The organism is Pannonibacter indicus, from assembly GCF_001418225.1.
Classification (GTDB): Bacteria; Pseudomonadota; Alphaproteobacteria; order Rhizobiales; family Stappiaceae; genus Pannonibacter; species Pannonibacter indicus.
This window is the reverse complement of the sequence record NZ_LIPT01000004.1, coordinates 156,185-180,798: the sequence shown is the minus strand read 5'-3', so window position 1 is coordinate 180,798 and position 24,614 is coordinate 156,185. Positions and strand designations below refer to the sequence as shown.

22 protein-coding genes are annotated in these 24,614 nt (G+C 61.7%); 7 read left to right on the top strand and 15 right to left on the bottom strand.

Annotation, left to right across the window (positions count from 1 at the left end; translation table 11 throughout):
- Positions 1–195: 195 nt before the first annotated feature.
- The 4 genes from ASC48_RS09095 to ASC48_RS09080 all read right to left on the bottom strand — a co-directional run bounded on the left by ASC48_RS09095 (position 196) and on the right by ASC48_RS09080 (position 5,550).
- Positions 196–1,434: a saccharopine dehydrogenase family protein gene (locus ASC48_RS09095; RefSeq protein WP_055455522.1), complete on the bottom strand. Its 1,239-nt coding sequence runs from the start codon at positions 1,432–1,434 to the stop codon at positions 196–198.
- Between the two features lie 59 nt (positions 1,435–1,493).
- Entirely contained in the window at positions 1,494–2,591 is a 1,098-nt protein-coding gene (locus tag ASC48_RS09090) for a carboxynorspermidine decarboxylase (protein WP_208975629.1), read from the bottom strand.
- Between the two features lie 400 nt (positions 2,592–2,991).
- Positions 2,992–3,444: a DNA polymerase III subunit chi gene (locus ASC48_RS09085; RefSeq protein WP_072242574.1), complete on the bottom strand. Its 453-nt coding sequence runs from the start codon at positions 3,442–3,444 to the stop codon at positions 2,992–2,994.
- A gap of 606 nt (positions 3,445–4,050) precedes the next feature.
- Positions 4,051–5,550 (bottom strand): leucyl aminopeptidase, encoded by a 1,500-nt coding sequence (locus tag ASC48_RS09080; RefSeq protein ID WP_055455432.1) that lies wholly within the window; start codon positions 5,548–5,550, stop codon positions 4,051–4,053.
- A 210-nt stretch (positions 5,551–5,760) separates the two neighbouring features.
- Between ASC48_RS09080 and lptF the strand changes: the two genes are divergently transcribed.
- The 6 genes from lptF (at position 5,761) to rsmA (ending at position 13,494) form a co-directional block, all read left to right on the top strand.
- Positions 5,761–6,945 (top strand): LPS export ABC transporter permease LptF, encoded by a 1,185-nt coding sequence (gene lptF, locus ASC48_RS09075; protein WP_055455431.1) that lies wholly within the window; start codon positions 5,761–5,763, stop codon positions 6,943–6,945.
- Between the two features lie 5 nt (positions 6,946–6,950).
- Positions 6,951–8,042: an LPS export ABC transporter permease LptG gene (gene lptG, locus ASC48_RS09070; RefSeq protein ID WP_055455430.1), complete on the top strand. Its 1,092-nt coding sequence runs from the start codon at positions 6,951–6,953 to the stop codon at positions 8,040–8,042.
- On the top strand, positions 8,043–10,433 hold the full coding sequence (locus ASC48_RS09065) for an LPS-assembly protein LptD (RefSeq protein ID WP_055455429.1): 2,391 nt from the start codon (positions 8,043–8,045) through the stop codon (positions 10,431–10,433).
- 240 nt (positions 10,434–10,673) lie between these two features.
- Positions 10,674–11,600 carry a SurA N-terminal domain-containing protein gene (locus tag ASC48_RS09060; protein ID WP_208975628.1) on the top strand — a complete coding sequence of 309 codons (927 nt, stop codon included), beginning with the start codon at positions 10,674–10,676 and terminating at the stop codon, positions 11,598–11,600.
- Between the two features lie 22 nt (positions 11,601–11,622).
- Entirely contained in the window at positions 11,623–12,651 is a 1,029-nt protein-coding gene (gene pdxA / locus ASC48_RS09055; RefSeq protein WP_055455427.1) for a 4-hydroxythreonine-4-phosphate dehydrogenase PdxA, read from the top strand.
- On the top strand, positions 12,652–13,494 hold the full coding sequence (gene rsmA, locus ASC48_RS09050) for a 16S rRNA (adenine(1518)-N(6)/adenine(1519)-N(6))-dimethyltransferase RsmA (RefSeq protein ID WP_055455426.1): 843 nt from the start codon (positions 12,652–12,654) through the stop codon (positions 13,492–13,494).
- Between the two features lie 28 nt (positions 13,495–13,522).
- Here rsmA and ASC48_RS09045 read toward each other — a convergent pair whose 3' ends face one another.
- The 5 genes from ASC48_RS09045 to yajC all read right to left on the bottom strand — a co-directional run bounded on the left by ASC48_RS09045 (position 13,523) and on the right by yajC (position 17,823).
- A complete protein-coding gene (locus tag ASC48_RS09045; RefSeq protein WP_055455425.1) occupies positions 13,523–14,368 on the bottom strand; it encodes a phytoene/squalene synthase family protein in 846 nt (281 codons plus the stop codon).
- A 94-nt stretch (positions 14,369–14,462) separates the two neighbouring features.
- Positions 14,463–14,840: an Mth938-like domain-containing protein gene (locus tag ASC48_RS09040; RefSeq protein ID WP_425270013.1), complete on the bottom strand. Its 378-nt coding sequence runs from the start codon at positions 14,838–14,840 to the stop codon at positions 14,463–14,465.
- Between the two features lie 10 nt (positions 14,841–14,850).
- A complete protein-coding gene (gene secF, locus ASC48_RS19945; protein WP_055455423.1) occupies positions 14,851–15,801 on the bottom strand; it encodes a protein translocase subunit SecF in 951 nt (316 codons plus the stop codon).
- Between the two features lie 17 nt (positions 15,802–15,818).
- Entirely contained in the window at positions 15,819–17,429 is a 1,611-nt protein-coding gene (secD, locus tag ASC48_RS19940; RefSeq protein WP_055455422.1) for a protein translocase subunit SecD, read from the bottom strand.
- A gap of 64 nt (positions 17,430–17,493) precedes the next feature.
- A complete protein-coding gene (yajC, locus tag ASC48_RS09025) occupies positions 17,494–17,823 on the bottom strand; it encodes a preprotein translocase subunit YajC (RefSeq protein WP_050475177.1) in 330 nt (109 codons plus the stop codon).
- 249 nt (positions 17,824–18,072) lie between these two features.
- Here yajC and ASC48_RS09020 point away from each other — a divergent pair, with 249 nt between their 5' ends.
- Entirely contained in the window at positions 18,073–18,969 is an 897-nt protein-coding gene (locus tag ASC48_RS09020; protein ID WP_055455421.1) for an ATP-binding protein, read from the top strand.
- An 85-nt stretch (positions 18,970–19,054) separates the two neighbouring features.
- Here ASC48_RS09020 and ASC48_RS09015 read toward each other — a convergent pair whose 3' ends face one another.
- The 6 genes from ASC48_RS09015 to tatB all read right to left on the bottom strand — a co-directional run bounded on the left by ASC48_RS09015 (position 19,055) and on the right by tatB (position 24,593).
- A complete protein-coding gene (locus ASC48_RS09015) occupies positions 19,055–20,341 on the bottom strand; it encodes a murein hydrolase activator EnvC family protein (protein WP_055455420.1) in 1,287 nt (428 codons plus the stop codon).
- A gap of 112 nt (positions 20,342–20,453) precedes the next feature.
- The gene (locus ASC48_RS09010) at positions 20,454–21,134 is read right to left on the bottom strand and encodes a protein-L-isoaspartate(D-aspartate) O-methyltransferase (protein WP_055455419.1); all 681 of its coding nucleotides are present in this window, start codon (positions 21,132–21,134) and stop codon (positions 20,454–20,456) included.
- A gap of 37 nt (positions 21,135–21,171) precedes the next feature.
- Positions 21,172–21,930 carry a 5'/3'-nucleotidase SurE gene (surE, locus tag ASC48_RS09005; protein WP_055455418.1) on the bottom strand — a complete coding sequence of 253 codons (759 nt, stop codon included), beginning with the start codon at positions 21,928–21,930 and terminating at the stop codon, positions 21,172–21,174.
- 3 nt (positions 21,931–21,933) lie between these two features.
- The gene (gene serS, locus ASC48_RS09000) at positions 21,934–23,220 is read right to left on the bottom strand and encodes a serine--tRNA ligase (protein ID WP_055455417.1); all 1,287 of its coding nucleotides are present in this window, start codon (positions 23,218–23,220) and stop codon (positions 21,934–21,936) included.
- Positions 23,221–23,301: 81 nt separating this feature from the next.
- Positions 23,302–24,090: a twin-arginine translocase subunit TatC gene (gene tatC / locus ASC48_RS08995; RefSeq protein WP_055455416.1), complete on the bottom strand. Its 789-nt coding sequence runs from the start codon at positions 24,088–24,090 to the stop codon at positions 23,302–23,304.
- Complete coding sequence (tatB, locus tag ASC48_RS08990; RefSeq protein WP_055455415.1) at positions 24,087–24,593, bottom strand: Sec-independent protein translocase protein TatB; 507 nt, start codon at positions 24,591–24,593, stop codon at positions 24,087–24,089. Before tatB ends, tatC begins: the two co-directional genes overlap by 4 nt.
- Between the last annotated feature and the right edge of the window lie 21 nt (positions 24,594–24,614).

The window sequence follows — 24,614 nt, the reverse complement described above, 5'->3', positions numbered from 1 at the left end:
GGCCTGTTACGGCCACTTTCCCCCTCCCCGTTCGGTCATGCCACGGCATGACGGAGCGGGTGGCGAGACGTTGCCCATTCGTTACGTGCAACGGCCATGGCCGGCTTGCCGCTTGTATACCCAGCCAGACCCCCAAATACAAATCAGGCCCCCGGTTTCCCGGAGGCCTGAGAAGATCTTGCGGTGCAGTCCGGGTCAGGCCGTGAAGGGCCGGATGCCGGAGGCGTCCTTGATTTCGGTCGGCAGGCCGATGCGGTTGAGGATGGTCAGGAAGGGCTTGGGGTCAAGCTCTTCGACATTCTTCATGGTGCCCACGTCCCAGGTGCCATCGGCGATCAGCATGGCGGCTGCGACCGGCGGCACGCCGGCGGTGTAGCTGATGCCCTGCGAGCCGACCTCATTGTAGGCTTCCTTGTGGTCGGCCACGTTGAAGATGAGCACTTCGGCCGGCTTGCCGTCCTTCTTGCCCTTCACCAGCGTGCCGATGCAGGTCTTGCCGGTGTAGTCGGGCGCAAGCGAGGACGGATCCGGCAGCACGGCCTTGACCACCTTCAGCGGAACAACCTCAAGACCTTCCGCCGTCTTGACCGGCTGCTCGGACAGGAGACCGAGGTTCTTCAGCACGGTGAAGACGTTGATATAGTGATCGGAGAAGCCCATCCAGAAGCGCACGTCCGCCTGCGGATAGTTGGCCGAGAGCGAATGCACCTCGTCATGGCCGGTCATGTAGGTCTGCTGTTCGCCAACGACCGGCATGTCCCACACCTTGCCGACCTCGAACATCTTGTTCGACTGCCAGGCGCCCTGCTGCCAGGAATAGACCGTGCCGGTGAACTCGCGGAAATTGATCTCCGGATCGAAGTTCGTGGAGAACCAGCGGCCGTGCGAACCGGCGTTGATGTCGATGATGTCGATCGACTCGGGCTCGGTCACATATTCGTCGATGGCAAGACGCGCATAGGCATTGACGACGCCCGGGTCGAAGCCGACGCCCAGAATGGCGGTGACGCCCTTCTCGGCGCAGCGCTCGCGGCGCTTCCACTCGTAATTGCCGTACCAGGGCGGCGTCTCGCAGATCTTCTTCGGGTCTTCGTGGATGGCCGTGTCCATATAAGCGGCACCGGTCTCGATGCAGGCTTCAAGCACGGTCATGTTGACGAAGGCAGAACCGACGTTGATGACGATCTGCGCGCCGGTCTTGCGGATCAGGTCCGCAACAGCGGCGCTGTCCATCGCATTGAGGGTATGGGCTTGAAGAACACCCTCAACCTTCAGGCTGCCTTTTTCGCGGACGCTGTCCAGAATCCGCTCACACTTCGCAACGGTGCGCGAAGCAATATGAATGTCGCCGAGCAGGTCGTTGTTCTGCGCACATTTATGCGCGACAACCTGCGCTACGCCACCGGCGCCGATGATGAGTACGTTGCGCTTCATTTCGCCCATAGTCCTCCTTGGGTCTCTAAGGGTTGTACAGCCTCAAGCTGAGGCTGAAATCACGACAGGGCCGCCGTGAAATCGTCATAGGTGAAATCGCGGGCAAGGCGCACGGAGCCATCCAGCTCCTTCACGGCAATCGCCGGCATCTTCACGCCATTGAACCAGTTCTTTTTGACCATCGTGTAGCCCGCCGCATCCTGAATGGAGAGCCGGTCACCGGCAGCCAGCGGCTTTTCAAAGCGGAACTCGCCGAAAATATCACCCGCAAGGCAGGACTTGCCGCAGACCATCCACTCGTGATCACCCGCATCCGGCTCAACCTTGGCGCTCTGCCGGTAGATCAGCAGATCCAGCATATGCGCCTCGATGGAGCTGTCGACGATGGCAAGGTTCTTGCCGTTGTGCAACGTGTCCAGCACGGTCACTTCCAGCGTGGCAGACTTGGTGATCGCCGCCTCGCCGGGCTCCAGATAGACCTGCACTTCGTTTTCGCCCGCAAAGCGCTTCAGCCGCTCGGCAAACTTCTCCAGCGGATAGCCCTCGCCGGTGAAATGAATGCCGCCGCCGAGACTGATCCATTCCATCTTGCGGATGAGGAAGCCGAAGCGCTGTTCGATATGGCCAAGCATTCCGTCGAAACGGTCGAAATCGGCGTTCTCACAGTTGTTGTGGAACATGAAGCCGGTGATCTTGTCCGCGACCTTTGCGATCGTCTCCGGGTCATGCTCGCCAAGGCGCGAGAACGGGCGGGCCGGGTCAGCCAGATCAAAGTCCGAGGTGGAGACACCCGGATTGACACGCAGGCCGCGCACATGGTTCGCCGACTGGCTCTCGAAACGCTCCAGCTGGCCGATGGTGTTGAAGATGATCTTGTCGGACGAGGCAATCACCTCGTCGATCTCATCCGGCGCATAGGCCACCGAATAGGCATGCGTCTCGCCGGGGAATTTCTCCCGGCCGAGCTTCACCTCATAGAGCGACGACGAGGTGGTGCCGTCCATGTAGTTCGACATGAAATCGAACACCGACCAGGACGCAAAGCACTTGAGCGCCAGCAGCGACTTTGCGCCGGAGGCCTCACGCAGCCACGCGATCTTCTCCATGTTCGGCAGAAGCTTCGACTTGTCGATCAGATAATAGGGGGTGGAAATCATCTCGTGCCCTTTGCGGATCCGGTCCTGAGGACAGGGACAAAACCTGTTGGGGGGCTGTTACCCCCTTTGGGCGCAACACTCAATGAAAATCGGTACCCGGCGATGAATTAGACGTCTTTTCCGTGCCAAGGGCCAAATAGGAAAAGCCTCGCTGCAAGGCCTCACACCGGATGACCCTGTAAAAAACAGAAAGCCACAGATGCTGCAACGCAAGAAAAATTCAAATCTGATTTTCAACACATGCCGGAGTGTGCCGCTGCTGCAAGAGGTGGCGCAGCAAAACGAAAGGGACGGCAGAGGTTACGAATGCACACAGAGTGTTTTTCTTGAGCCGGCCAATCAAACAGCCGCGAACCTTCCGGTAGAGGAAGATGACAATACGCCGGGATTGCAGGCAGCCTCAGGCCTTGCGCTCCCATCCGCCGCCATCGCGCTGCTGCCAGTAGGTGACCTCGGCCCCCTGCCCCTTGAACAGCTTCCAGTGCTGGCGCGCCTCCGCCAGAGCCTCGTGATCGTTGCCATCGAACAGGACGACGACACGGCCATAGCCCTCAATGGGCGGCGGCACGGCCCGGTCCACCAGAAAGCGGACCTCAGCCCCATTGGGATTGTCCGGCCCTGTAGTCAGGAACACCGGCTGATGCTCGGGGAAGCCGTCGGCGATGGTACCGTGGGGCAGAAACTCATGATCGGAGAAGCTCCACAGATGCGCATCCAGCGCCGCGCAGCGTTCATCCGAGCCGCACTGCACGACCACCTTCCAGTCCCGCTCCAGGCACTTCATCAAAAGGCCCGGCAGCACATCTTCCAGCGGCTGGCGGGTCAGATGGTAAAACAGGACTTCCGTGCTCACTGATGAGTCCTCATGTGTTTCTCGAAGTTCATCCGGGCGGCAGGGTGCCATGCCTTCGCCCCGATTGCATCCGGCACAGCGCTCTATGTCACGGCATCGCCACAATGGTGATGCTGCCGCGCAACATGAAGGGCCAATCCGGCAGAGTGTGACGTAACCGGATAGACAAGCCAACCGGCATACAGCATTAACCGCTCGCAAATGCGCGGCTGGTACGGTGAAAAAACCGGAAAACATTCAGTTCGATTCTGAATGAACCGGCGCAGAGGTTTCAGGGCCTGTCACGGCCGCTTTTCCGGGGGTTTGAATGCTCGTTCGCGTTGCGTTGTTCTTCACGATGGTGATGGGTCTGGCCGGAGCGACCGCCGCACTCGGCCTCGTGGTGACCGAAAACACCACGCAGTGCCAGTCCTACAAGGCTTGCTGAGATCTGCGGCCCTTGCGCCGCACGCCCTGCTGGCATCCTGTAGACAAGCATATGGAAAACCGCTGGATAAACCGGCGGTTTTTTGTTGAAAACTTGTGGATAGACTGAAGCGCCCCGGTCCGGCGCGAAATATGCCAAGTCCAGGGCGGCAGCAGATTGGCCGCCGCCCTGGACCTGTGTCAGCCTTCGTAGTGGTCGCGCACGAGCTGGTCGAGCAGGCGCACGCCGAAGCCCGACGCCCAGCCCTGGCTGATCTCGTCCTTGACGGAGCCCATCGCCGTTCCCGCCACATCCAGATGCGCCCAGGGCACATCATTGACGAAGCGCTGCAGGAACTGCGCTGCCGTGATGGAGCCAGCGGTGCGCCCGCCGGTGTTCTTCACATCGGCATTGGGGGTGTCGATCAGCTTGTCATAGGCCTTGGACAGCGGCAGGCGCCAGACGCTTTCGCCGGTCGTCTCGCCAGCGGCAAACAGGCGCTGCGCCAGTTCGTCGTTGTTTGAGAAGAGGCCTGCATTCTGGTTGCCGAGGGCGATGATGACGGCGCCGGTCAGGGTGGCCAGATCAATCATGAACTTCGGCTTGAAACGCTCCTGCGTGTACCAGAGCGCATCGGCCAGCACGAGACGGCCTTCGGCATCCGTGTTGAGGATCTCGATGGTGGTGCCGGACATGGCACGCACTATGTCACCGGGACGCTGGGCGTTGCCGTCCGGCATGTTCTCGACGAGACCGATGACGCCGATGGCGTTGACCTTGGCCTTGCGGGCCGCAAGAGCATGCATCAGGCCGGTAACCGCAGCCGCGCCGCCCATGTCACCCTTCATGTCTTCCATGCCGGCCGCCGGCTTGATGGAAATGCCGCCTGTGTCGAACACGACGCCCTTGCCGACGAAGGCGGCCGGGGCTTCATCCTTCTTGCCGCCGTTCCAGCGCATGATGACAAGGCGCGGCGGGCGGACGGAGCCCTGGGCCACGCCAAGAAGCGCGGCCATCTTCAGCTTCTTCATTTCCTTTTCGGTGAGGATCTCGATCTCCACACCCAGCTTTTCAAGCTTTGCGGCGCGGTCCGCGAATTCCACTGGGCCGAGCACATTGGCCGGCTCATTGACCAGATCGCGCGCTAGCAGAACACCCTCACCGACAGCTTCCGCATCGGCAAAGGCTTTCTTGGCGGCTCTGGACTCCGGGCCAATGATGTTGAGCGTCAGATCGACCGGCTGGCCATCCTCATCCTTCTTTGTCTTGTAGGCATCGAAGCTGTACGAGCGCAGCTTTGCTCCAAGCGCGAACTGGGCGGCGGCCCTGGCGCTCACCTCGCCGCCGCCGGGCAGCTCCAGATAGACGATGGCATCGGCAGCACGTGCACCGGCCAGCGCCGCCTGCACGGAACCGCCCAGCTTCAGCCAGTCGGTGTCCTGCATGTCTTCCGCCTTGCCAAGGCCGAAGACGAAAAGACGGTCGAGATCAAGCCCGCCGGGCGCCACGAGATCCAGCTTCGAGCCACGCTTGCCCTTGAATCCGCCGGCACTGGCCGCGCGGGCAAGACCACCCGGCAGCGCATCCAGCAGGCCTGCGGCCAGCGGACCGGCGGCCAGAGAATCGTCAGCCAGAACGACAGCGGCAGGGGCCGGCGCAGCGGAGGCCTTGCCGAATTGGATTTTCGTAAGCTTGTTCATTTTTCCATCTTGGGTTCACCCGCCCGTAAAAGACGGGTCAGGATGCTGCAAATTCCAGCAATGTGGCCTGATATGCCTTGTGCAGCAAGCCTTTGCCGAATAAATCTGCAGGCGGGCAGTCTGCTGCAGTCCGGCATCCGGCGGCTTTGAAAGGCCAAGATCGGGTGGAACAGGTCTGCGGTTGAACCGCGTTGCAGTCCGGCAGAGAGCATGAAGACACTCGAACGTTACATCATCCGCCGGTGCATTTTCGTCTTTACGATGACCCTCGCGGCCATGACCGGCGTGGTGTGGGCGACGCAGGCCCTGCGCCAGCTCGATCTGGTCACGTCCAAGGGCCAGACCATTGTCCAGTTCATCTCCATCACGATGCTGGCGATGCCGTTTCTGGTCGTCATCGTTGCGCCTTTCGCGCTGATGATTGCCCTGATCCTCGTTCTCAACGCCCTGTCGAGTGACAGCGAGCTGATCGTCATCAATGCCACTGGAGGCTCCCGTTTTCTGGTGCTCCGGCCAGTCCTGATCTTTGCGCTCGGCATCGCCCTCCTGACGGGCGCCATGTCGCTTTACGTGGCGCCGGAGGGGCTGGCGCGGCTGCGCGATGAAATCACCCGCGTGCGGGTCGATCTTGTGGCGAATATCGTCAAGCCCGGCCGCTTCATTTCCATGGCCGATGGCCTGACATTCCATATCCGCAACCGCTCCGGTGATGGTGCGCTGGATGGGCTGCTGCTGCATGACACACGCGATCCGGCCACGATCTTCACCTATGAGTCCGAGGTCGGGCACATTGTCGAAGTGCAGGGGCTGACGCTGCTGGTGATGCAGAACGGCACGATCCAGCGCCGTCCGAAGACGAGCGGCGACATCTCGATCGTCCGCTTCCAGTCCTATGCCTTCGACCTGTCGAGCCTTGTTCCGGAAGCGGTTGAGCCTGTCTACAAGGCCAGCGAGCGCTCCACATGGGCGCTCATCAGCAATCCGGCTCCTGACGACTTTTCGCAGCGGTATCCGGAGCGGATTGCAGCGGAACTTCACAACCGTTTCAGCCAGCCGCTTTATGCTATTGCCTTTGGCCTGATCGTCTTTGTCTTCCTTGGCCAGGCCCGCACCACGCGTCAGGACCGCGGGCTTGCGCTGCTGGGAGCGCTTGGCTGCTGCATCCTGCTGCGCACGGCAGGCTTCGGCGCGACATCGCTCGCAAGCGGCTCGGCTGCGATCATCGCGGCCTATTACACTGTGCCGGTGCTCGGCATCGTGCTGCCGGCCTGGTTCATTCTCCAGTCCGATACAGGGGCGCCCCCCCGCTGGCTTGCAAAGCTGGTTGAACGCATGACCGACTTCAGCGAGCGCCTGCAGAACCGTCTCAACCGCCGCCTGTCGAAGGGAGCCTGACCGGAATGCTTGGGCCGACCCTCTCCCTTTATTTCTCCCGCCGGTTCCTGAGGTCCATCTTCGGACTGTTCCTGCTGGCTGCGATCCTGATTTTCCTGTTCGATGTGCTGGAACTGCTGCGCCGTGCCGGTGAGCAGGGTAATATTTCCGTGCTGCGTGTCAGCATCATTTCGCTTCTGCGCGTGCCGCTGCTGCTGGAACAGGTCATCCCCTTTGCCGTCCTGTTCGGCTCGATCTCCGCCTTTGTCACCCTGAGCCGCGGCCTGGAGCTGGTCGTCACACGGGCGGCAGGCATTTCGGTCTGGCAGTTCGGCGCACCGGCCGCTCTGGTGGCTCTCGTGCTCGGCGGCCTGTCGGTCGTGCTCTACAATCCGGTCGCCGTATGGATGCAGCAGCAGTCCGACAGGGTTGCCGCGGGTCTTTTCGGCGGTGAGGACAGTTTCCTGCTGCAGACGACCAACGCTGTGTGGATGAGGCAGGATGGTCTTGACGGCGAATCAGTGCTCAATGCGGAGCAGCTGCTGGCGCAGGGCACGACGCTGCGCGGCGTCACCGTCTTCACATTCAACCGGCAGGGGCGCTTCGATGAGCGGATCGAAGCCCGTGAAGCGGAGCTGAATGACGGCTATTGGGTGCTCAAGGACGCGGTTGTCTACCGCACCAATGCCGATCCGCAGCACCACAACACCTATCGGGTAAGCACGTTCCTGACGCCGACGGAAGTGCGCGAGAGCATTGGCTCTCCCGAATCAATTTCATTCTGGAACCTGCCGCGCTTCATTGAACTGGCCAGCCGTGCCGGTCTCCCGGCCTATCGGTATACGCTGCAATATCAAACGCTTCTGGCTCGTCCCCTGCTTTTATTGGCCATGGTTCTCATTGCAGCAGCAGTTTCTTTAAAGGTTTCGCGCTTTGGTGGGCTCGGAAAGATGATTCTGGGTGGAATCGCCGCCGGGTTCGTGCTTTACGTTCTCTCTGAGCTCGCACGCGATCTCGGAGGGGCCGGTATCGTCCCCCCAGTGATCGCTGCTTGGGCCCCGGGAGTGTTTGGAGTTCTCATGGGTTTGACGATCCTGCTCAATCAGGAAGACGGCTAGATGGCGAACAAGATGCGTCTCAAGCCGGGCCTCCTGGATTCGGGTGCCTGTGCCCCGGTTCGCGGACTTTTCATCCGCGGCCTTGGCACCGTTATTGCCTGCTCACTGATCACCGCTCCCTGGGCCGCGCCTGTGGTTCTGGCACAGTCGCCCGCGTCTGCGTCCGTCTCTGCCAACGTGAATCCCAACGCGGAGATGCTGCTGGAAGCGGATGATCTCACCTATGACTACGACCGGGACAAGATCCTGGCGCGCGGCAAGGTGCAGATCTTCTATGACGGCTATACGCTGGAAGCGGACGAAGTCATCTTCGACCGCGGATCCGGGCGTATGTTTGCCAAGGGCAACGTCAAGATGGCGGAGCCGGATGGCAACATCGTCACGACGCAGGAAATGGAACTGACGGACAACTTAGCCGAAGGTTTCGCCCGCTCATTGCAGGTGGATTCGCCCCAGCGCACACGGTTCATCGCGGAAAGCGCGAACCGTGAAGGCGGCAACGTGACCACCTTCAACAACGGGCTCTACACCGTCTACACCCGCCAGCCGGTTGAAAAACCGCCGCTTTGGCGCCTGCGTGCCCAGAAGATCGTCCACAATCAGGAAGAAAAGGTTATCCGGTTCGAGGATACCCAACTGGAGTTCTTCGGCACCCCGATCGCCTATGTTCCCTACCTGTCGATGCCGGATCCTTCGGTCAAGCGGAAGTCCGGCTTTCTGACGCCCTCGGGTTCGGTCTCGTCCAACCTGGGTTACGGCCTGACCGTTCCCTACTACTGGGCGCTTGATCCCCATTACGACCTGACCGTCTCAGCGACCGGCTTCACCAAGCAGGGGGCGCTTGGAACTGCCGTCTGGCGGCAGGAGCTTGAGGCAGGCAAGTACCTTATTTCAGGTGCGCTGATTTCGCAGCAGGATCCTTCGGCCTTTACGACATCCAGCGGCAACCGGCGCTGGCGCGGCGCCTTGCACACCGAGGGCAACTATGTGCTCTTTGACAGCTGGTCGCTGGGGTGGAACCTCACCTACAAGTCCGACCGGGCTTTCCTGTCGGACTATTCGCGTGCAGAGCTTGGCAGCACCAGCGACGTTTCGCAGGTCTCCATCAGCCGGTACAAGGACCGGAACGCTGCCAGCATCTATGCCTACGCCTTCTCGATTTCGCAGGAAGATTACAACACCACGGCAAACGCACCGATTGGTCAGTTTGCGAAGGTGGGGTCGAAGCTGCAGGACAAGCAGCCGTTCGTCTTCCCGGTGGCTGATGTCAATTACGTGTTCGACCAGCCGATTGCGGGCGGCGAACTGTCTTTCGACAGCAACTTCACAAGCCTGACCCGGGCTGAGACTGACGCCTATTCCGTCAACGGCGTGAACCGCTACCGCGGTGTGGACGGCACATTCTCGCGCTGGAGCGTGAACACCCAATGGCGGCGGACCCTGATCGATCCGATCGGTCAGATGTTCACGCCCTTTGCCTATGTGCGCGGCGACCTGTTCTTCCTCGGCTCGCAGGACAAGAACGTGACCTCGCTGACGGATGAAGCCTTTGTGGGCCGCGTCCTGCCTGCCGTCGGCATGGAGTACCGCTATCCGTTCATTGCCAGCTTCAACGGCGGCAACCAGATCTTCGAACCGATCGCGCAGATTATCGTGCGGCCGGATGAGCAGAGAATCGGAGAGCTGCCGAACGAAGATGCCCAGAGCCTTGTCTTCGATACGACCACCCTGTTCGAATATGACAAGTTCTCGGGCTATGACCGTGCGGAAGGCGGCACCCGTGCGAACCTTGGCTTCAGCTACAAGCTGCAACTGGACAGTGGCGAGTATCTGAGCACCCTGTTCGGCCGGTCCTTCCATCTATCGGGCCGGAACTCCTTTGCCAAGGCAGATCTGTTCGGCTCTTCGCTGGATTCCGGTCTTGATACACGCCAGTCGGATTATGTGGCCGGCTTTGCTCTGGACACACGGCGCGGTGTCACGCTTGGATCACAAGCACGCTTTGACAGCGATGATTTGTCCTTGCGGCGCCTTCAGATGCAGGCAACGGGATCCTATGGCCCGGTTGTCAGCACTCTGGCCTATGCCTTCCTCGACAAGCAGCCCAATCTCGGCATCGACAAGAAACGGGAAGAGATCCTGGCCTCCAGCAGTCTGCGGATTGCAGAGAACTGGCGGCTGTTCGGCGGCGTGCGCTATGACCTGAAGAATGAGAACATTGTTCAGGACTCCGGTGGCCTTGGCTATGATGATGAAGGCTTCTCCATGTCGCTTTCCTATCAGCAGGACCGCAGCCGCAACAATGGCGAGACGGTGAACCGGACATTCTTCTTCCGGTTCGGCCTGCGCACGATTGGTGACACGCAGGTCTCCAGCAGCGGCGGCCTGTAAGCCAATCAGGGCAGCAGGTTTCTGCTGCCCTGCAAGCTTGTCCGTAACGTGGCATTTTTCGTCTTGATGCGTTCACGAAATGGTGGCCAGCACTTGCGTAAACGGCTCAATTTGGCCATTGTTTCAGGGCATTGCGTAGATAAAAGCATTGACCGTGACTGACCAGGCCTTGTTACGGGTCAAATTCATGTCCACGACGTCATAAGGGAGACGCCGGGAGCACGTGCCGGCTGGGATGAGATGAAAAAATCACTGATGATCGCCTGCGCCGCCCTTTGCCTTGTGGCGGCAACTCCTGTCGGCGTGTACGCCCAGTCTGCCATCAAGGTGGTTGTGGATGATCAGGCCATCACGTCGTTCCAGATCGGGCAGCGGGCCCGCCTTATTTCCCTTACCGAACGCAAGAGCGGCGCTGCAGCCACCAAGGCGGCTCAGGATGAGCTCATTGACGAGGTGCTGAAACTCAAGGAAGCCAAGCGCTATGGCATCTCGGTTTCCAAGAAGCAGGTCGACGATGCCTTTGCAACGATTGCGTCACGCGTCAAGCTGACCCCTGCCAACTTGTCCGCAGCCTTGCGCCAGAGCGGTGTTGATCCTCAGACGCTGCGCGATCGCCTGCGCGCGGAAATCGCCTGGTCACAGATACTTCGTCAGCGCTTCCAGGGCCGGGTCTCGGTCAGCGAATCCGATATCGCAGCCCAGTTGCAGAAGCTGAGGAACGAGAAGGACCAGCCTCTCAAGAGCATCGAATACAGGCTTGAGCAGGTGATCTTTGTCGTGCCCGAAAAGGCTTCGGGCAACTTCAAGGCGCAGCGCAAGAGAGAGGCCGACCAGTTCCGCCAGAGCTTCACCAGCTGCGAACAGGCCGCTGAGAAGGCACGGGCCTTCAATGAAGTCGTCGTCAAGACTGTTGGCTTCCGTCTGGAGACCGAGCTTCCCGGTGACATGAAGGACGTGATTGCCAAGACGGAAGTTGGCCGCCTGACCCCGGCCCAGGTCACCCCGCGCGGGCTTGAAATGATCGCCGTTTGCGGCAAGCGTGAGCTGGCGTCCGATGTGGCGGCCCGCACCGAGATCGAGGACGAGCTGCGCCAGAAGGAAGGCGAGCAGCTGACCCGGCGCTACATCCAGGATCTGCGCCGCCAGTCGGTGATTTCCTACAGGTAACAAACCGGGCAAGGCTCCGCCGATGGCTGACATCCGTCTTCCGCTTGCCGTGACAAGCGGCGAACCTGCAGGCATCGGACCGGATGTCACCTTGCAATGCTGGGCAGAGCGGAGCCTTATGGCGCTGCCGCCCTTCTATGTCCGGACAGATCCCGAACTTTTGCGCAGCCGAGCCGCGCGGCTCGGCCTTGACGTGCCCATCATCGAAGTTGCGCCGGAAGATGCCTGCGAAGCCTTTTCCAGCGCGCTTCCTGTGGTTGCGGACGGTCACACCATGGCTGATCTGCCGGGAACACCGGATCCAGCCACCGCCGCCGCCGTCATCGCCTCGATTGACGCCTGTGTGGCCGATGTGCGCGAAGGCCGGGCTGCGGCCATCGTCACCAATCCCATCGCCAAGAAGACGCTTTATGACGCCGGCTTCCGCCATCCCGGCCATACCGAATATCTTGGAGAGCTGGCCGGACAGTTTGGGGCCGGTCCCCATACGCCCGTGATGCTGCTGGCGGGGCCTGAACTGATGGTGGTGCCCGTCACCGTCCATATCCCGCTCAGTGCCGTTCCGGCCACGCTGAAGGCTGACCTCATCCTCGAGACCGCGCGTATTGTGGAAAGGGACTTCCGCAAGCGCTTTGGCCTTGCAAGGCCACGCATCGCCGTTGCCGGGCTTAACCCCCATGCTGGCGAAGGCGGCAGCATGGGACGGGAAGATATCGATATCATTGCCCCTGCCCTTGAGCAGCTGCGGAATGAGGGCATGGATGTCAGCGGTCCCTGCCCGGCCGATACGCTCTTCCATCCGGAGGCCCGCAAGACCTATGACTGCGTGCTCGGCATGTATCACGACCAGGTTCTGATCCCGGTCAAGACCATCGCCTTTGACGACACGGTGAACGTGACCCTCGGCCTGCCCTTCGTGCGCACCTCGCCCGACCATGGCACGGCTTTCGATATCGCAGGCACAGGCAAGGCAAGGCCTCAGAGCCTTGCAGCCGCCTTGCGCATGGCTGCCATACTGGCTGAGCCGGAGCACCTGGCCGGAGAATCTTGAATGAGCCAGATCGACGATCTGCCACCCCTGCGTGAGGTCATCCGCACCCATGGTCTCGACGCGAAGAAGTCGCTCGGCCAGAATTTCCTGCTCGACCTCAACCTCACATCCCGCATCGCGCGCTCGGCCGGTGACCTGTCCGCCTGCACGGTGATCGAGGTCGGTCCCGGCCCCGGTGGCCTGACCCGGGCGCTGCTCGCCAATGGCGCACGCAAGGTGGTGGCCATTGAAAAGGACAGCCGCTGCCTTCCGGCCCTTGCGGAAATCTCGGCGCATTATCCGGGCCGCCTGGAGGTGCTCGAAGCCGACGCGCTGACGATTGATCCGGCCGCCTTGAGCGAAGGCTATCCGGTCAAGATCGTCGCCAACCTGCCCTATAATGTTGGCACCCAGCTCCTGCTCAACTGGATCACCTCCCCCACATGGCCGCCATTCTGGGAATCGCTGACGCTGATGTTCCAGAAGGAAGTGGCCGAGCGCATCGTGGCGACGGTTGAGGATGATGCCTATGGCCGGCTGGGCGTGCTGGCGGGCTGGCGGACGCGGGCGAAGATCCTGTTTGACCTCAATCCGCAAGCCTTCACACCGCCGCCGAAAGTCACCTCGTCGGTGGTGCATCTCACGCCCAATCCCGCGCCCCTGCCCTGTGATCTGAAGGATCTGGAGCGGGTGACGGCAGCGGCCTTCGGTCAGCGCCGCAAGATGCTGCGTGCATCGTTGAAGGGGCTGAAGGCGGATGCGGAAACGCGCATCAGTGATTGCGGCCTTGCACCGACGGCACGGGCGGAAGAAATTGATATCGCCGGTTTCGTGGCGCTGGCCCGGCGCTTTGCCGGGGCCTGAGCGACACGCCTGATCAAAAGTTGAGCGGTCAGCCGAGCAGGCGCCAGGCACCGCGCCAGATGAGCCACTGGCGCCGCAGCTGGGACAGGGAGACCTCGGAGCGCAGCGGATCATACCCCTTCTGCTCCATCTTCCCCAGAAACGCCTCGACGAGCACAACCGGCAGGAAGGCGGGCACGATACCAGGCGTGCAGACCGTTTTGAGGCTCTTCACGCGGCCGAGATGGTGGCGGATATGCTCGCGCATTTCAGCCAGAGCTGCTCCCAGTTCCGGCGTCGCCTCGCCCCGGAACAGGGTTTCCCGGTCCACCCCATGCCGGTCCAGCACATCAGCGGGCAGATAAAGCTGCCGGCGGGAGGCATGCCAGGGCAGAGCCCGCAGCAGCCCCGTAAGGCCGTAGGCAACACCGGCGTGTCCCGCAAGGTCACAGGTGCCGGCCTCATCCCCGCCCGCCAGAATGATCGAGGCCAGCTGCATCAGCGCCGAGGACGTCTCTCCGGTATAGCCCTCCAGATCATGCAGGGTTGGCATGGGATCGTCGTAAAGATCAAAGACCCGCGCATCGATCAGCCCCTGCAAGGCCTCGACAGGCAGCCGGTAGCGCTCGATTGTGCTGGCAAGGGCAGCGGCCACCGGATTGGCATTGGCATCACCATGCGCACTGCCTGCAAGAAAATCCCGCCACCACTGCAGACGGACCTCGCCGGGCAGAGGATCGCGCACCAGTTCACGCACCCGCGCCACTTCCATGTTGAAGGCATAAAGGGCCATCAAGCCGCCACGGTGCTCTTCCGGAGCGAGCAATGCCGTCAGATAGCGGTCCGGATCGTACTGGCGCACCAATGCCTGTGCGTGGCTAAAATTCGTCTGCATTCTTGCCTAAATAGGCCTCTTTCCAGCGTGGACCAGAGCGGTGAACTGCGGATGCCTCAAGGGCTCAGTGTCAGGGACTGGCCTGGCCTTCGGGTCAGTCCACCGCAATCAGCGCTGCTGCGGCGGCACGGTCTTCGGAGAGAAGAACATTAAACGTCCGGACGGCAGCGCCGGTGGACATGGGCTCGGCCTTGATCCCGGCCTCGCGGAACAGGGCGCGCAACTCGCTGCCGAGAGGCTTGAGCTCCACGCCGGTGCCAATCAGCAGAACTTCGATGTCCTCAGCCTGCTCCAGTACCCTGGAAAACACGTCTGGCGAGAGATCCACCATGCCCGTCACATCCCAGCCGTGGATCCCGCTCGGCAAGCACAGGATCGAACCGTGATGGGACATGCCTGCAAAGCGGAACCCGCCGCCACCATAGGAGTCGACGGGTGCACGTCCGGGAAAATGCGCCTTGCGGATTTCCATGAGACCGCCTTCAGGCCGTCTTGGCCGCTGACTTGCCGTCCTTGGCGCCATCCTCTTCCTCACCGCCACCGGTACCGCGCAGGTTGAACAGGATGAGCAAGGGAGCCGCCAGGAAGATCGACGAGTAGGTGCCGATCACCACGCCGATGATCATGGCCAGCGTGAAGGACTGGATGACCTCACCGCCGAAGGTGTAAAGCGCCAGCAGGGCGATCAGCGTCGTCAGCGAGGTCATGGTCGTACGCGCCAGGGTCTCGTTGATCGACAGATCCAGAAGTTCGGCCAGCGGCATCTTCTTGTAGCGGCGCAGGTTCTCACGGATGCGGTCATAGACCACCACCGTGTCGTTCAGCGAATAACCGATGATGGTCAGGATGGCCGCGATGCTCGACAGGGTAAAGTCGAGCTGCAGAACCACGAAAAGGCCGATGGTGACGATCACATCGTTGAGCGTCGTCAGGATGGCGCCCACGGCAAACTGCCATTCAAAGCGGAACCAGACATAGAACAGGATACAGATCAGCGCCACGGTCACGCCAATGGTGCCGGCTCTCGCCAGTTCACCGGAGACGCGCGGACCGACGATCTCGACGCGGCGGAACTCCACCTGCCCCTCGAAGGTCTCGCGGATGTTGTTGATGGCCGCCTGCTGGGACAGCTCTCCCCCATCCTGCTGCTCGATACGGATCAGCACCTCGTCGGGATCGCCGAACTGCTGAACCTGTACGTCGCCGAGATTGAGAGCCGAAAGCTCACCGCGGATGGCGGCAAGGTCTGCTGGCCCTTGCGTCTTCAGCTCGATCAGGCTGCCGCCCTTGAAGTCGATGCCGTAATTGAGCCCCACGGAAAAGAACAGGCCGAAGGATACGATGGCGATGACGATGGACAGCGGATAGCTGACCGTCCTGAACCACATGAAGCGGTATTTGGTGTTGTCCGGAAAGAGACGGAGCAAAGCCATGACGTTTTTCTCCCGGATCAGAGCGCAAGCTTCGCCGGCCGGGCCCTGCGGACCCAGATCGCGACAAGAAGCCGAGTGAAGGTGAAGGCGGTGAACACCGTTGTCAGGATGCCGATGGCCAGCGTCACGGCAAAGCCGCGCACCGGGCCGGAGCCGAGCTGGAACAGCACGAGGGCCGCAATCAGCGTCGTCACGTTGGCGTCCACAATGGTGCTGAACGCGCGGGAGAAACCTGCGTCAATCGCCGAAATGGCCGAGCGTCCGTTGCGGTATTCCTCGCGTATGCGCTCATAGATCAGCACGTTGGCATCCACCGCCATACCGATGGTGAGCACGATACCGGCGATACCGGGCAGCGTCAGCGTTGCTTGCAAGAGCGTCAGCATGGCGAAGATCAGCGTCACGTTCACCGCCAGGGCTATGTCCGCGAACAGACCGAAACGGCCATAGGCGAGCAGCATGAAAATGACCACCGCAGCGGCACCGATCATCGAGGCAAGCCGGCCGGCATCGATGGAATCCTGACCAAGGCCGGGGCCGATGGCCCGCTCCTCGATCACGGTGAGCTTCGCCGGAAGCGCACCGGCGCGCAGCAGCACGGCCAGATCATTGGCGGTCTGGACGGTGAAATTGCCCGAGATCTGCCCCGCCCCTTGCGTGATCGGCTCATTGATGCGCGGGGCGGAAATCACTTCGTTGTCGAGCACGATGGCAAAGGGCCGGCCGACGTTCTGCGTGGTGACGGTCGCAAACTTGCGCGCGCCCGCCGTATTCAGGCGGAAACTCACGACAGGCTCGTTGGTCTGCTGATTGATCGAGACCTGCGCGTCGGACAGATCCTCGCCGGTCATCAGCGGCACTTCCTCGACAAGATACGGCACCGGAGGATCATCCACCGAGCTGATCACCACGGTACCTGCCGGCGGGCGGCCCTGCATGGCCTGTTCGGCGGACATGGTGGTGTCGACGAGGTGGAAGGTCAGCTGCGCCGTCTGGCCGATCAGCGCCTTCAGGCGCTCCGGGTTCCGCTCGCCCGGCGCTTCCACGAGAATGCGGTCGGTGCCCTGGCGCTGAATGTTGGGCTCAGTCGTGCCCAGTTCATCCACGCGGCGGCGGATGACCTCGATCGACTGCTGCACGATTGAAGCCATGCGCTGGTTGAGGCCGTCTTCGGTGAAGGTAAAGCGGACGAGGCCGTCGTTATCTACCGACAGGGCGAATTCATTGACCGAGCCGCCGCCGAACAGGGAGTTCACCAGCGGATTGACCAGCGGCTGCAGGCGCTCGCGCACATCGTTCAGGCGGTCCATATCGCGGATGCGCAGCTGCACGCTCTCACCCTGGATGCCAAGACCGGTGTAGCCGATGCGCGGCTCCTTGCGCAGTTCGCTGCGGATCTCACCTGTCAGCGTCGTCAGGCTCTTCTGGATATAGTCGTGCCGGTCGATCTCATAGAGCAGATAGGCACCGCCCTGAAGATCGAGACCAAGCACAATCTGGCGCTGGGGAAGCCACTTGGGCCAGGATGCAAGTGCCGATGCCGGCAGAAAGTTCGGCAAGACGGACACAATGCCCGCAAGAATCACACCAATGATCAGTGCGATCTTCCAGCGTGCGAAATAGAGCATGTCGAAACGCCTGTATTAAGGCCCGGCACAAGGGGCCGGGCCAATGGGATCCGCAGGGATGGGATTATTCGCCGTCCTTGACCGGCTCGGACTTGGAACGCACTTCCTGCACCATGGAGCGCACCAGACGCACGCGCACGCCTTCAGACAGTTCAACCTGCACTTCCGAATCGTCAACCACCTTGACCACCTTGGCGATCAGACCGCCAGCCGTGATCACCGTATCACCGCGTCGCAGGTTGGCGACCATTTCCTGGTGCTTCTTCACCCGCTGACGCTGCGGGCGGATGATGAGGAAATACATGATGGCAAAGATGGCCACGAAGGGCAGCATCTGGATCAGGAAGTCGGGGCCACCGGCGCCGGTCTGGGCATAGGCAGGGGTAATCAACATCAAGCTCTCCTCGCAGAAGGGCGATTTTCACCATTGGCGGATGGCACCACCAGTTTATTTCTGGTTTCGCCTTCATCAGATTGCGCGGACTATACCGAGGGAGCCCCGCAATTCAAGCCATGCTGCAATATCGAGCGTACCGATCCAGCCAAAACCGGCATTTCGGTCCCCTTTCCCACATGCTAAGCCTGACTAAGACGCGTTTCCTCGCGCCATATAGGCACTCAGACCGCGAGTTACACCTGCACGATGACCCAAGGCGCCAAAGATTTTTCACAAATCAACCCGGACTTCCAGTTGCTGTCGGCAAAGCTCGACACACTGATCAGCCTCATCGCCCGGGCTGTTCCCGCTGAGCCGTCTGCCCCGGACTTTGCCGCTGCAGACGCTTTTGTCTGGCAGCCTCACCCTGGCGAACTATCGCCCGTGCCGAAGGTCAACCGGGTGGACCTGGACCTTCTGTGCGCCGTTTCCCGCGTGCGGAATCTCCTCTTTGAAAACACCATGCGCTTTGCCAGGGGGCTTCCGGCCAACAACGCCCTGCTGTGGGGCGCCAGAGGCATGGGCAAATCGTCGCTGGTGAAGGCCGTTCACGGGGCGATCAATTCTGACGGCGGCGTGCCCGCGCTGAAACTGATCGAGATCCACCGCGAGGATATCAGCACCCTGCCCGCCCTGATGAAGATCATCAAGAGCGCTCCGCACCGCTTCATCATCTTCTGCGACGACCTGAGCTTCGATCACGATGATACGTCCTACAAGTCGCTGAAGGCAGTTCTGGAGGGAGGCATCGAGGGACGGCCCGAGAATGTCATCTTCTACGCCACCTCCAACCGACGCCACCTGCTGCCGCGCGACATGATCGAGAACGAGCGCTCGACCGCGATCAATCCGGCCGAAGCGGTGGAGGAAAAGGTCTCCCTGTCCGACCGTTTCGGCCTGTGGCTCGGCTTCCACAACTGCAGCCAGGACGACTATCTGGAGATGGTCGGCGGCTATGTGCGCCATTTCGGGCTGGAGATCGATGCCGCAACGCTGCGGGCAGAGGCTCTCGAATGGTCCACCACCCGCGGCGGACGTTCGGGCCGCGTTGCCTTCCAGTATATCCAGGATCTGGCAGGCCGCCTCGGCAAACCATTGTCCTGAGGCAACTGCGGCACAGAATCAGCAAGGCCCGGGGAGCACATGCTTTCCGGGCCTTGTTCTTCAGTGAGCTAATCCGAAGCGCCGGTCAACCCTTGGGCAGATAGCGCGTCGGATCGACCGGACGGTTGCCCTGACGCAGCTCGAAATGCACCTGCGGCTGGGTCACGTTGCCGGTGGCACCCGCCTTGCTGATCACCTGACCGCGCTGCACCTCGTCACCGCGCTTGACCAGGATTTCGCTGTTGTGGGCATAGGCCGAAACCCAGCCATCCGCGTGGCGGATCAGAACCAGATTGCCAAAACCCTGCAGCTCATTTCCGGCATAGATGACCGAACCATCACCGGCGGCTTTCACCGGCGTGCCTTCCGGCACCGCCAGATTGATGCCGTCATTGCGCGCGCCGCCCGGCTTGGAGCCAAATTCGGAAATGATGCGGCCACGCACCGGCCAGCGGAACATCGGCCCGCCTAAGGCCTCATCCGGGTCGATGGACGCGGTCTGCACCGGCTTACCTTCAGCAGCGGCGGAATTCAGAGCCTCTATGGCCGGCTTGTCATTGGCAGGCAGGCTGGACGGCTGCGCCTCACGCAGGGCGGCGATCGGGGCAGCCGGTTTCGGCTCGTTCGTGCGGGTCACCGGCTTGGCCGGAGCCGGAGCATTTGCGGCCTGACGGACACCCGCCGGCTTGCGGTCCGGCGCTGAGACGGCAGCGAGCTGCTGCGGAGCAGGCGCAATGGACCCGGTTGTTGCAGGAGCCCGGCCGGCGGGCGGCAGCGTTGCCTGCGGAGCCGAAACGCCTGCGGTGGAATAGGTGGGAATCAGCACGGCCTGCCCGGCCTGCAGCGGGGCGTTCCTGTCGATCCCGTTGACGGCCGCGATGGCATCGGCAGGAACGCCGAAGCGCTGGCCCATGGATGCCACAGTTTCGTTCTGGCGTGCGGTCACGCGGGTCCCGCCCGCACTTGACCAGCCGCGCCAGGACCGCTCGCCCTGTGCCTGCGAAAGAGCAGCCACGGGCTGGGCAGGCGCCGGAGCAGCAGCAACCGGCTGCGGCGCCGGAGAAACGGAAGATTGCGCCAGCGGCGGTAGCGGCGAACCGGAGACCGAACCCGTCGTGCGGGGCGAACCGCCGGAAGCAGGCAAGCCCCCATTATTGCCGCCACGCCCGGCCACCACGTCCTGATAGGTCGGCTGGCCACCGCCGGAACTTGCAAGGATCGAACGCTGATTAGGCGTGCTGCCGGTGTAAATGGGGCCGTCAGCGAAGCGCTCGATGCTGCCGCTGCACCCGGCGCCTACAGAAGCCAGTACACAGATTGCTGCGACCCGCAAACGCAGGGAGCTGCGATACTCACGCATCGGATTTGCCATCGCCCTACTCTGATCCACAGTTGAAAACCACTGGCAATCATTAGAAGTGAGTAAGGTTGACAAAGCCTAAACGCCGCATCAACAAAAGGCAAACCCCTTGATTTGCGGGCGTTTAGAGTACCTGCGCAATCCCATCACGCAAGGAGACCAGCCGGACTTCGCCAACTTTCGTGCTGTGGTACTCGCCATCCGTCTTGCGCATGCGCATGAGATCCTGCTTCTGCCCGGCCGGGCCGACAGGGGCAAGCAGAATACCATCCGGAGCAAGCTGAAGGCGCACAGAATCGGGGATGGCCGGAACTGAACCTGTCAGAATGATCCGGTCATAGGGGGCTCTCTCGCGCAAACCCGTCAGCCCATCGGCATGATGAAACTCGACATTCTGGATCTTCAGCGCAGCAATGCGCTGGCGGGCAAGATTGATCAGCGTCTGGTAGCGGTCTGCGGTGAAGACCTGTTGGCTCAGGTGGGAGAGAATTGCCGTCTGATAGCCCGATCCGGTGCCGATCTCCAGCACCCGGTGGTTTGGCGCAATCTCCAGAAGCTGCACCATCCTGGCCACCATCGACGGCGCACTGACCACCTGACCGCATTCGATCGGCAGCAGCGAATCCTCATAGGCAAAGCGGTGATGGCGGGCAGAGAGAAACAGCCGGCGCGGCACCCGCTCGATGGCGGAGAGCACACGCCTGTCATTCAGCCCGCGGCGGCGCAGGGACAGAACCAGCGCCGCACGAGCCTCCGACTCATCCTGTGTGACCGATTCCGGACCGGTGTCGAACAGCTGCGGCATGCCCCACCCCTTTTATGCCCCTCGTTGCATCCCGCAATCAGGCCAGATGCTCCGCCACCAGCCCGACAAGATCATGCGCAGTCAGATCCAGGCGCAGCGGCGTCACGGAGATGCAATTGGCATTGAGTGCGTTGAGATCGCTGTTGCCGACAGGATCATGCGTGCGGGCGGTGAAGCCAAGCCAGAAATACGGGAAGCCGCGCGCATCAACGCGTTCATCCACCATCAGACCCGTCTGCTCGTGATGCCCCTGCACGGTCACCCGCACGCCCGCCACCTGATCCACCGGACAGGCGGGAAAGTTGACGTTCAAAAGCGTGTAACGCGGAAGCCTGAAGTCCAGCAGCTTGCGGAACAGCGCCGGGCCATGCGTTTCCGCCGTGGAATAGTCCGGGTTGCGCCCCTGCCCGTAGCCATAGGCCTGCGAGACGGCGATCGAGGGAATGCCGAGGATGGCCCCTTCCATGGCGCCTGCAACGGTGCCCGAATAGGTCACGTCATCGGCGACATTCTCACCCCGGTTGATACCGGAGAGAATGAGATCCGGCATACCTGGCAGCACCTTGCGGGCCCCCATGATGACACAGTCTGTCGGCGTGCCGCGCAGGGCAAAGTGGCGGTCGTTCACCTGGCGCAGGCGTAGCGGCTCGGACAGCGTCAGCGAATGGGCAACGCCGCTCTGGTCGGTTTCCGGCGCGACGATCCAGACATCATCGGACAGGGTCTTCGCAATCCGCTCCAGGGCATAGAGCCCCGGAGAATGGATGCCGTCATCATTGGTGATGAGAATGCGCATCGCTCACCCGATCTTTTCGAGGCCGCCCATATAGGGGCGCAGAACCTCCGGCACCGTGATGCTGCCATCGGCGTTCTGGTAGTTCTCCATCACCGCAATCATCGTGCGGCCGACAGCAAGACCCGAGCCGTTGAGCGTATGCACGTAGCGCAGGCCCTTGGCCGCCGGATCCGACGGACGCAGGCGCGCACTCATGCGGCGGGCCTGGAAGTCGCCGCAGACAGAGCAGGACGAGATTTCGCGGTAGGTGTTCTGTCCCGGCAGCCAGACCTCGATGTCATAGGTCTTCTGCGAGCCGAAGCCCATGTCGCCGGTGCACAGGGTCATGACGCGGTAATGCAGGCCAAGCTTCTGCAGCACCATTTCGGCGCAGGAAAGCATGCGCTCCAGCTCGTCCAGCGAGGTTTCGGGCGTTGTCACCGACACCAGCTCGCATTTCTGGAACTGGTGCTGGCGCAGCATGCCGCGCGTATCGCGGCCGGCAGAACCGGCTTCCGAACGGAAGCAATAGGTCAGCGCCGTGACGCGCAGCGGCAGCATGTCTTCCGTCAGGATTTCGCCCGCCACCAGATTGGTCAGCGGCACCTCTGCGGTGGGCACGAGATAGTGGTTGTCACCGGCCTTGAAGAGGTCTTCCTCGAACTTCGGCAACTGGCCGGTGCCAAAGAGGGCTTCGGAATTGACGAGCAGCGGCGGCGACACTTCGGTGTAGCCGTTCTGGGTCGTGTGCAGGTCGATCATGAACTGGCCGAGCGCCCGTTCAAGCCGCGCCAGCTGGCCCTTGAGGACAACGAAGCGCGCGCCCGACAGCTTGGCCGCAACGGCAAAGTCCATGCCGCCGTTGGCCTCGCCCAGTTCGTAATGCTCCTTCGGCGCAAAGCCAAGACTCAGCTCCGGCTTCTGACCCCAGGTGCGGTAGACAACGTTGCCGCTTTCATCCTCGCCATAAGGCACATCGTCCAGCGGCAGGTTGGGGATGACGCAGAGCGCCTTGTCGAGCGCCTCGTTCAGACGGCGCTCTTCTTCCTCGCCCTCCTGAATGAAGGTCTTGATCTTGGCAACTTCATCGATCAGCGCCTGAGCCGCTGCCTCATCCTTCGTGGCCTTGGCCTTGCCGATTTCCTTGGAAGCCGCGTTGCGGCGCTCCTGGGCTTCCTGCAGGCGGGCGATGTGGCTGCGGCGCGCATCGTCGAGGGCGATGAGACGGGCGGATGCCTTGTCGAGGCCACGGCGTGCGAGGGCTGCGTCGAAGGCGTCGGGATTCTCCCGGATCCACTTGATGTCGAACATGTCAGGCTTCCGCTGAAAGACAGGAAATGCGGCCCGGACAGACCGGCGGAAGGGGCAAAGGCAAGGAAGGCTGGAGGCGGTTCACGCCTCCGCGTCTTCCTTTTCCTTTTCGGCCCGCTTGCGCTCGATCATCCGCACCGAAAGAATGGACACTTCGTAGAGAAGCAAGGTCGGGACCGCAAGGCCGATCTGACTGATGGGATCGGGCGGGGTCAAAACGGCGGCCGCGATGAAACTCACCACGATCGCATATTTCCGCTTTTCCTTGAGCGCCTGCGAGGTCAGGAAGCCGGAGCGGCCCAGCAGCGTCAGAACCACCGGCAGCTGGAACACGAGGCCGAAGGCGAAGATCAGGGTCATGATGAGACCGAGATATTCACTCACCTTGGCCAGATGCTGGATGGCCACCTTGCCCTCGCCGCCCGTCTGCTCCATCGACAGGAAGAAGCCCATCGCCATCGGCATGACGAAAAAATAGACGAGGCACGCACCCATCAGGAACAGGACGGGCGTTGCCGCCAGGAACGGCAGGAAGGCCTGCCGCTCGTTCTTGTAGAGCCCCGGCGCCACGAACATGTAGACCTGCGAGGCAATCACCGGAAACGCCAGGAACAGCGCGCCGAACAGCGCCAGCTTCATCTGGGTGAAGAACCACTCCTGCGGCGCCGTGAAGATCATCTCCACAGGCTTGGCCGATCCCACTGCCTTCAGATAGGGCACCGTCAGGATGTTGTAGATGTCCGTCGCGAAGTAGAAGCACACGACAAACATGATGATGAAGGCGATAACCGACTTCAGCAGGCGGGAGCGCAGCTCGATCAGGTGCTCGATGAGCGGCGCCTTGGAGGCGTCGATGTCGTCCTGGCTCATGCTGTCTTGTCCTGGGAAGCGGGTGCAGCCTGTGCTTCTGCGGGGGGGGCCGGCGCGGCTGGAGCAGGCTCAGATTTGAGCTCAACCACGGGTTCAGGCGGTTGAGGCCCTGTCACAGGAACCGCCAGCGGCTGTTCTTCCGTCGAGCTGGCAGCGGAAACGGGCACCGGCCGCGAAACGGGTGCCGCTGCATCCGCCGCTGGAGCCTGAGAGGCGGCTTCCTTGCCGGCCGCACGGTCCCCTTCAATCGCCTTCTTCAGGTCCCCCAGAGGATTGAAGTTGGCAGCAGCGTCGGCCGCCTTGCGCATGTCGTCGATGTCGGCCTGACGCTCAGCCTCGCGGATGGCATCATTGAAGGTCGACTGGAACTCGTTGGCCATCCGCCGCGCCTTGCCGACGATCTGACCGAAGGTCCGCAGCATCCGCGGCAGGTCTTTCGGGCCAACGACAATGATCGCCACGCAGGCAATCACCATAAGTTCAGCCCATCCGATATCGAACATGAATAACCGCCATCCCTAGCG

What these genes read in the sequence shown, in the direction of transcription:
- ASC48_RS09095 (WP_055455522.1), bottom strand. Translation starts at nt 1,434, where the DNA reads ATGAAGCGCAACGTACTCATCATCGGCGCCGGTGGCGTAGCGCAGGTT.
- ASC48_RS09090 (WP_208975629.1), bottom strand. Translation starts at nt 2,591, where the DNA reads ATGATTTCCACCCCCTATTATCTGATCGACAAGTCGAAGCTTCTGCCG.
- ASC48_RS09080 (WP_055455432.1), bottom strand. Translation starts at nt 5,550, where the DNA reads ATGAACAAGCTTACGAAAATCCAATTCGGCAAGGCCTCCGCTGCGCCG.
- lptF (WP_055455431.1), top strand. Translation starts at nt 5,761, where the DNA reads ATGAAGACACTCGAACGTTACATCATCCGCCGGTGCATTTTCGTCTTT.
- lptG (WP_055455430.1), top strand. Translation starts at nt 6,951, where the DNA reads ATGCTTGGGCCGACCCTCTCCCTTTATTTCTCCCGCCGGTTCCTGAGG.
- ASC48_RS09065 (WP_055455429.1), top strand. Translation starts at nt 8,043, where the DNA reads ATGGCGAACAAGATGCGTCTCAAGCCGGGCCTCCTGGATTCGGGTGCC.
- ASC48_RS09060 (WP_208975628.1), top strand. Translation starts at nt 10,674, where the DNA reads ATGAAAAAATCACTGATGATCGCCTGCGCCGCCCTTTGCCTTGTGGCG.
- pdxA (WP_055455427.1), top strand. Translation starts at nt 11,623, where the DNA reads ATGGCTGACATCCGTCTTCCGCTTGCCGTGACAAGCGGCGAACCTGCA.
- rsmA (WP_055455426.1), top strand. Translation starts at nt 12,652, where the DNA reads ATGAGCCAGATCGACGATCTGCCACCCCTGCGTGAGGTCATCCGCACC.
- ASC48_RS09045 (WP_055455425.1), bottom strand. Translation starts at nt 14,368, where the DNA reads ATGCAGACGAATTTTAGCCACGCACAGGCATTGGTGCGCCAGTACGAT.
- ASC48_RS09040 (WP_425270013.1), bottom strand. Translation starts at nt 14,840, where the DNA reads ATGGAAATCCGCAAGGCGCATTTTCCCGGACGTGCACCCGTCGACTCC.
- secF (WP_055455423.1), bottom strand. Translation starts at nt 15,801, where the DNA reads ATGGCTTTGCTCCGTCTCTTTCCGGACAACACCAAATACCGCTTCATG.
- secD (WP_055455422.1), bottom strand. Translation starts at nt 17,429, where the DNA reads ATGCTCTATTTCGCACGCTGGAAGATCGCACTGATCATTGGTGTGATT.
- yajC (WP_050475177.1), bottom strand. Translation starts at nt 17,823, where the DNA reads ATGTTGATTACCCCTGCCTATGCCCAGACCGGCGCCGGTGGCCCCGAC.
- ASC48_RS09020 (WP_055455421.1), top strand. Translation starts at nt 18,073, where the DNA reads ATGACCCAAGGCGCCAAAGATTTTTCACAAATCAACCCGGACTTCCAG.
- ASC48_RS09015 (WP_055455420.1), bottom strand. Translation starts at nt 20,341, where the DNA reads ATGGCAAATCCGATGCGTGAGTATCGCAGCTCCCTGCGTTTGCGGGTC.
- ASC48_RS09010 (WP_055455419.1), bottom strand. Translation starts at nt 21,134, where the DNA reads ATGCCGCAGCTGTTCGACACCGGTCCGGAATCGGTCACACAGGATGAG.
- surE (WP_055455418.1), bottom strand. Translation starts at nt 21,930, where the DNA reads ATGCGCATTCTCATCACCAATGATGACGGCATCCATTCTCCGGGGCTC.
- serS (WP_055455417.1), bottom strand. Translation starts at nt 23,220, where the DNA reads ATGTTCGACATCAAGTGGATCCGGGAGAATCCCGACGCCTTCGACGCA.
- tatC (WP_055455416.1), bottom strand. Translation starts at nt 24,090, where the DNA reads ATGAGCCAGGACGACATCGACGCCTCCAAGGCGCCGCTCATCGAGCAC.
- tatB (WP_055455415.1), bottom strand. Translation starts at nt 24,593, where the DNA reads ATGTTCGATATCGGATGGGCTGAACTTATGGTGATTGCCTGCGTGGCG.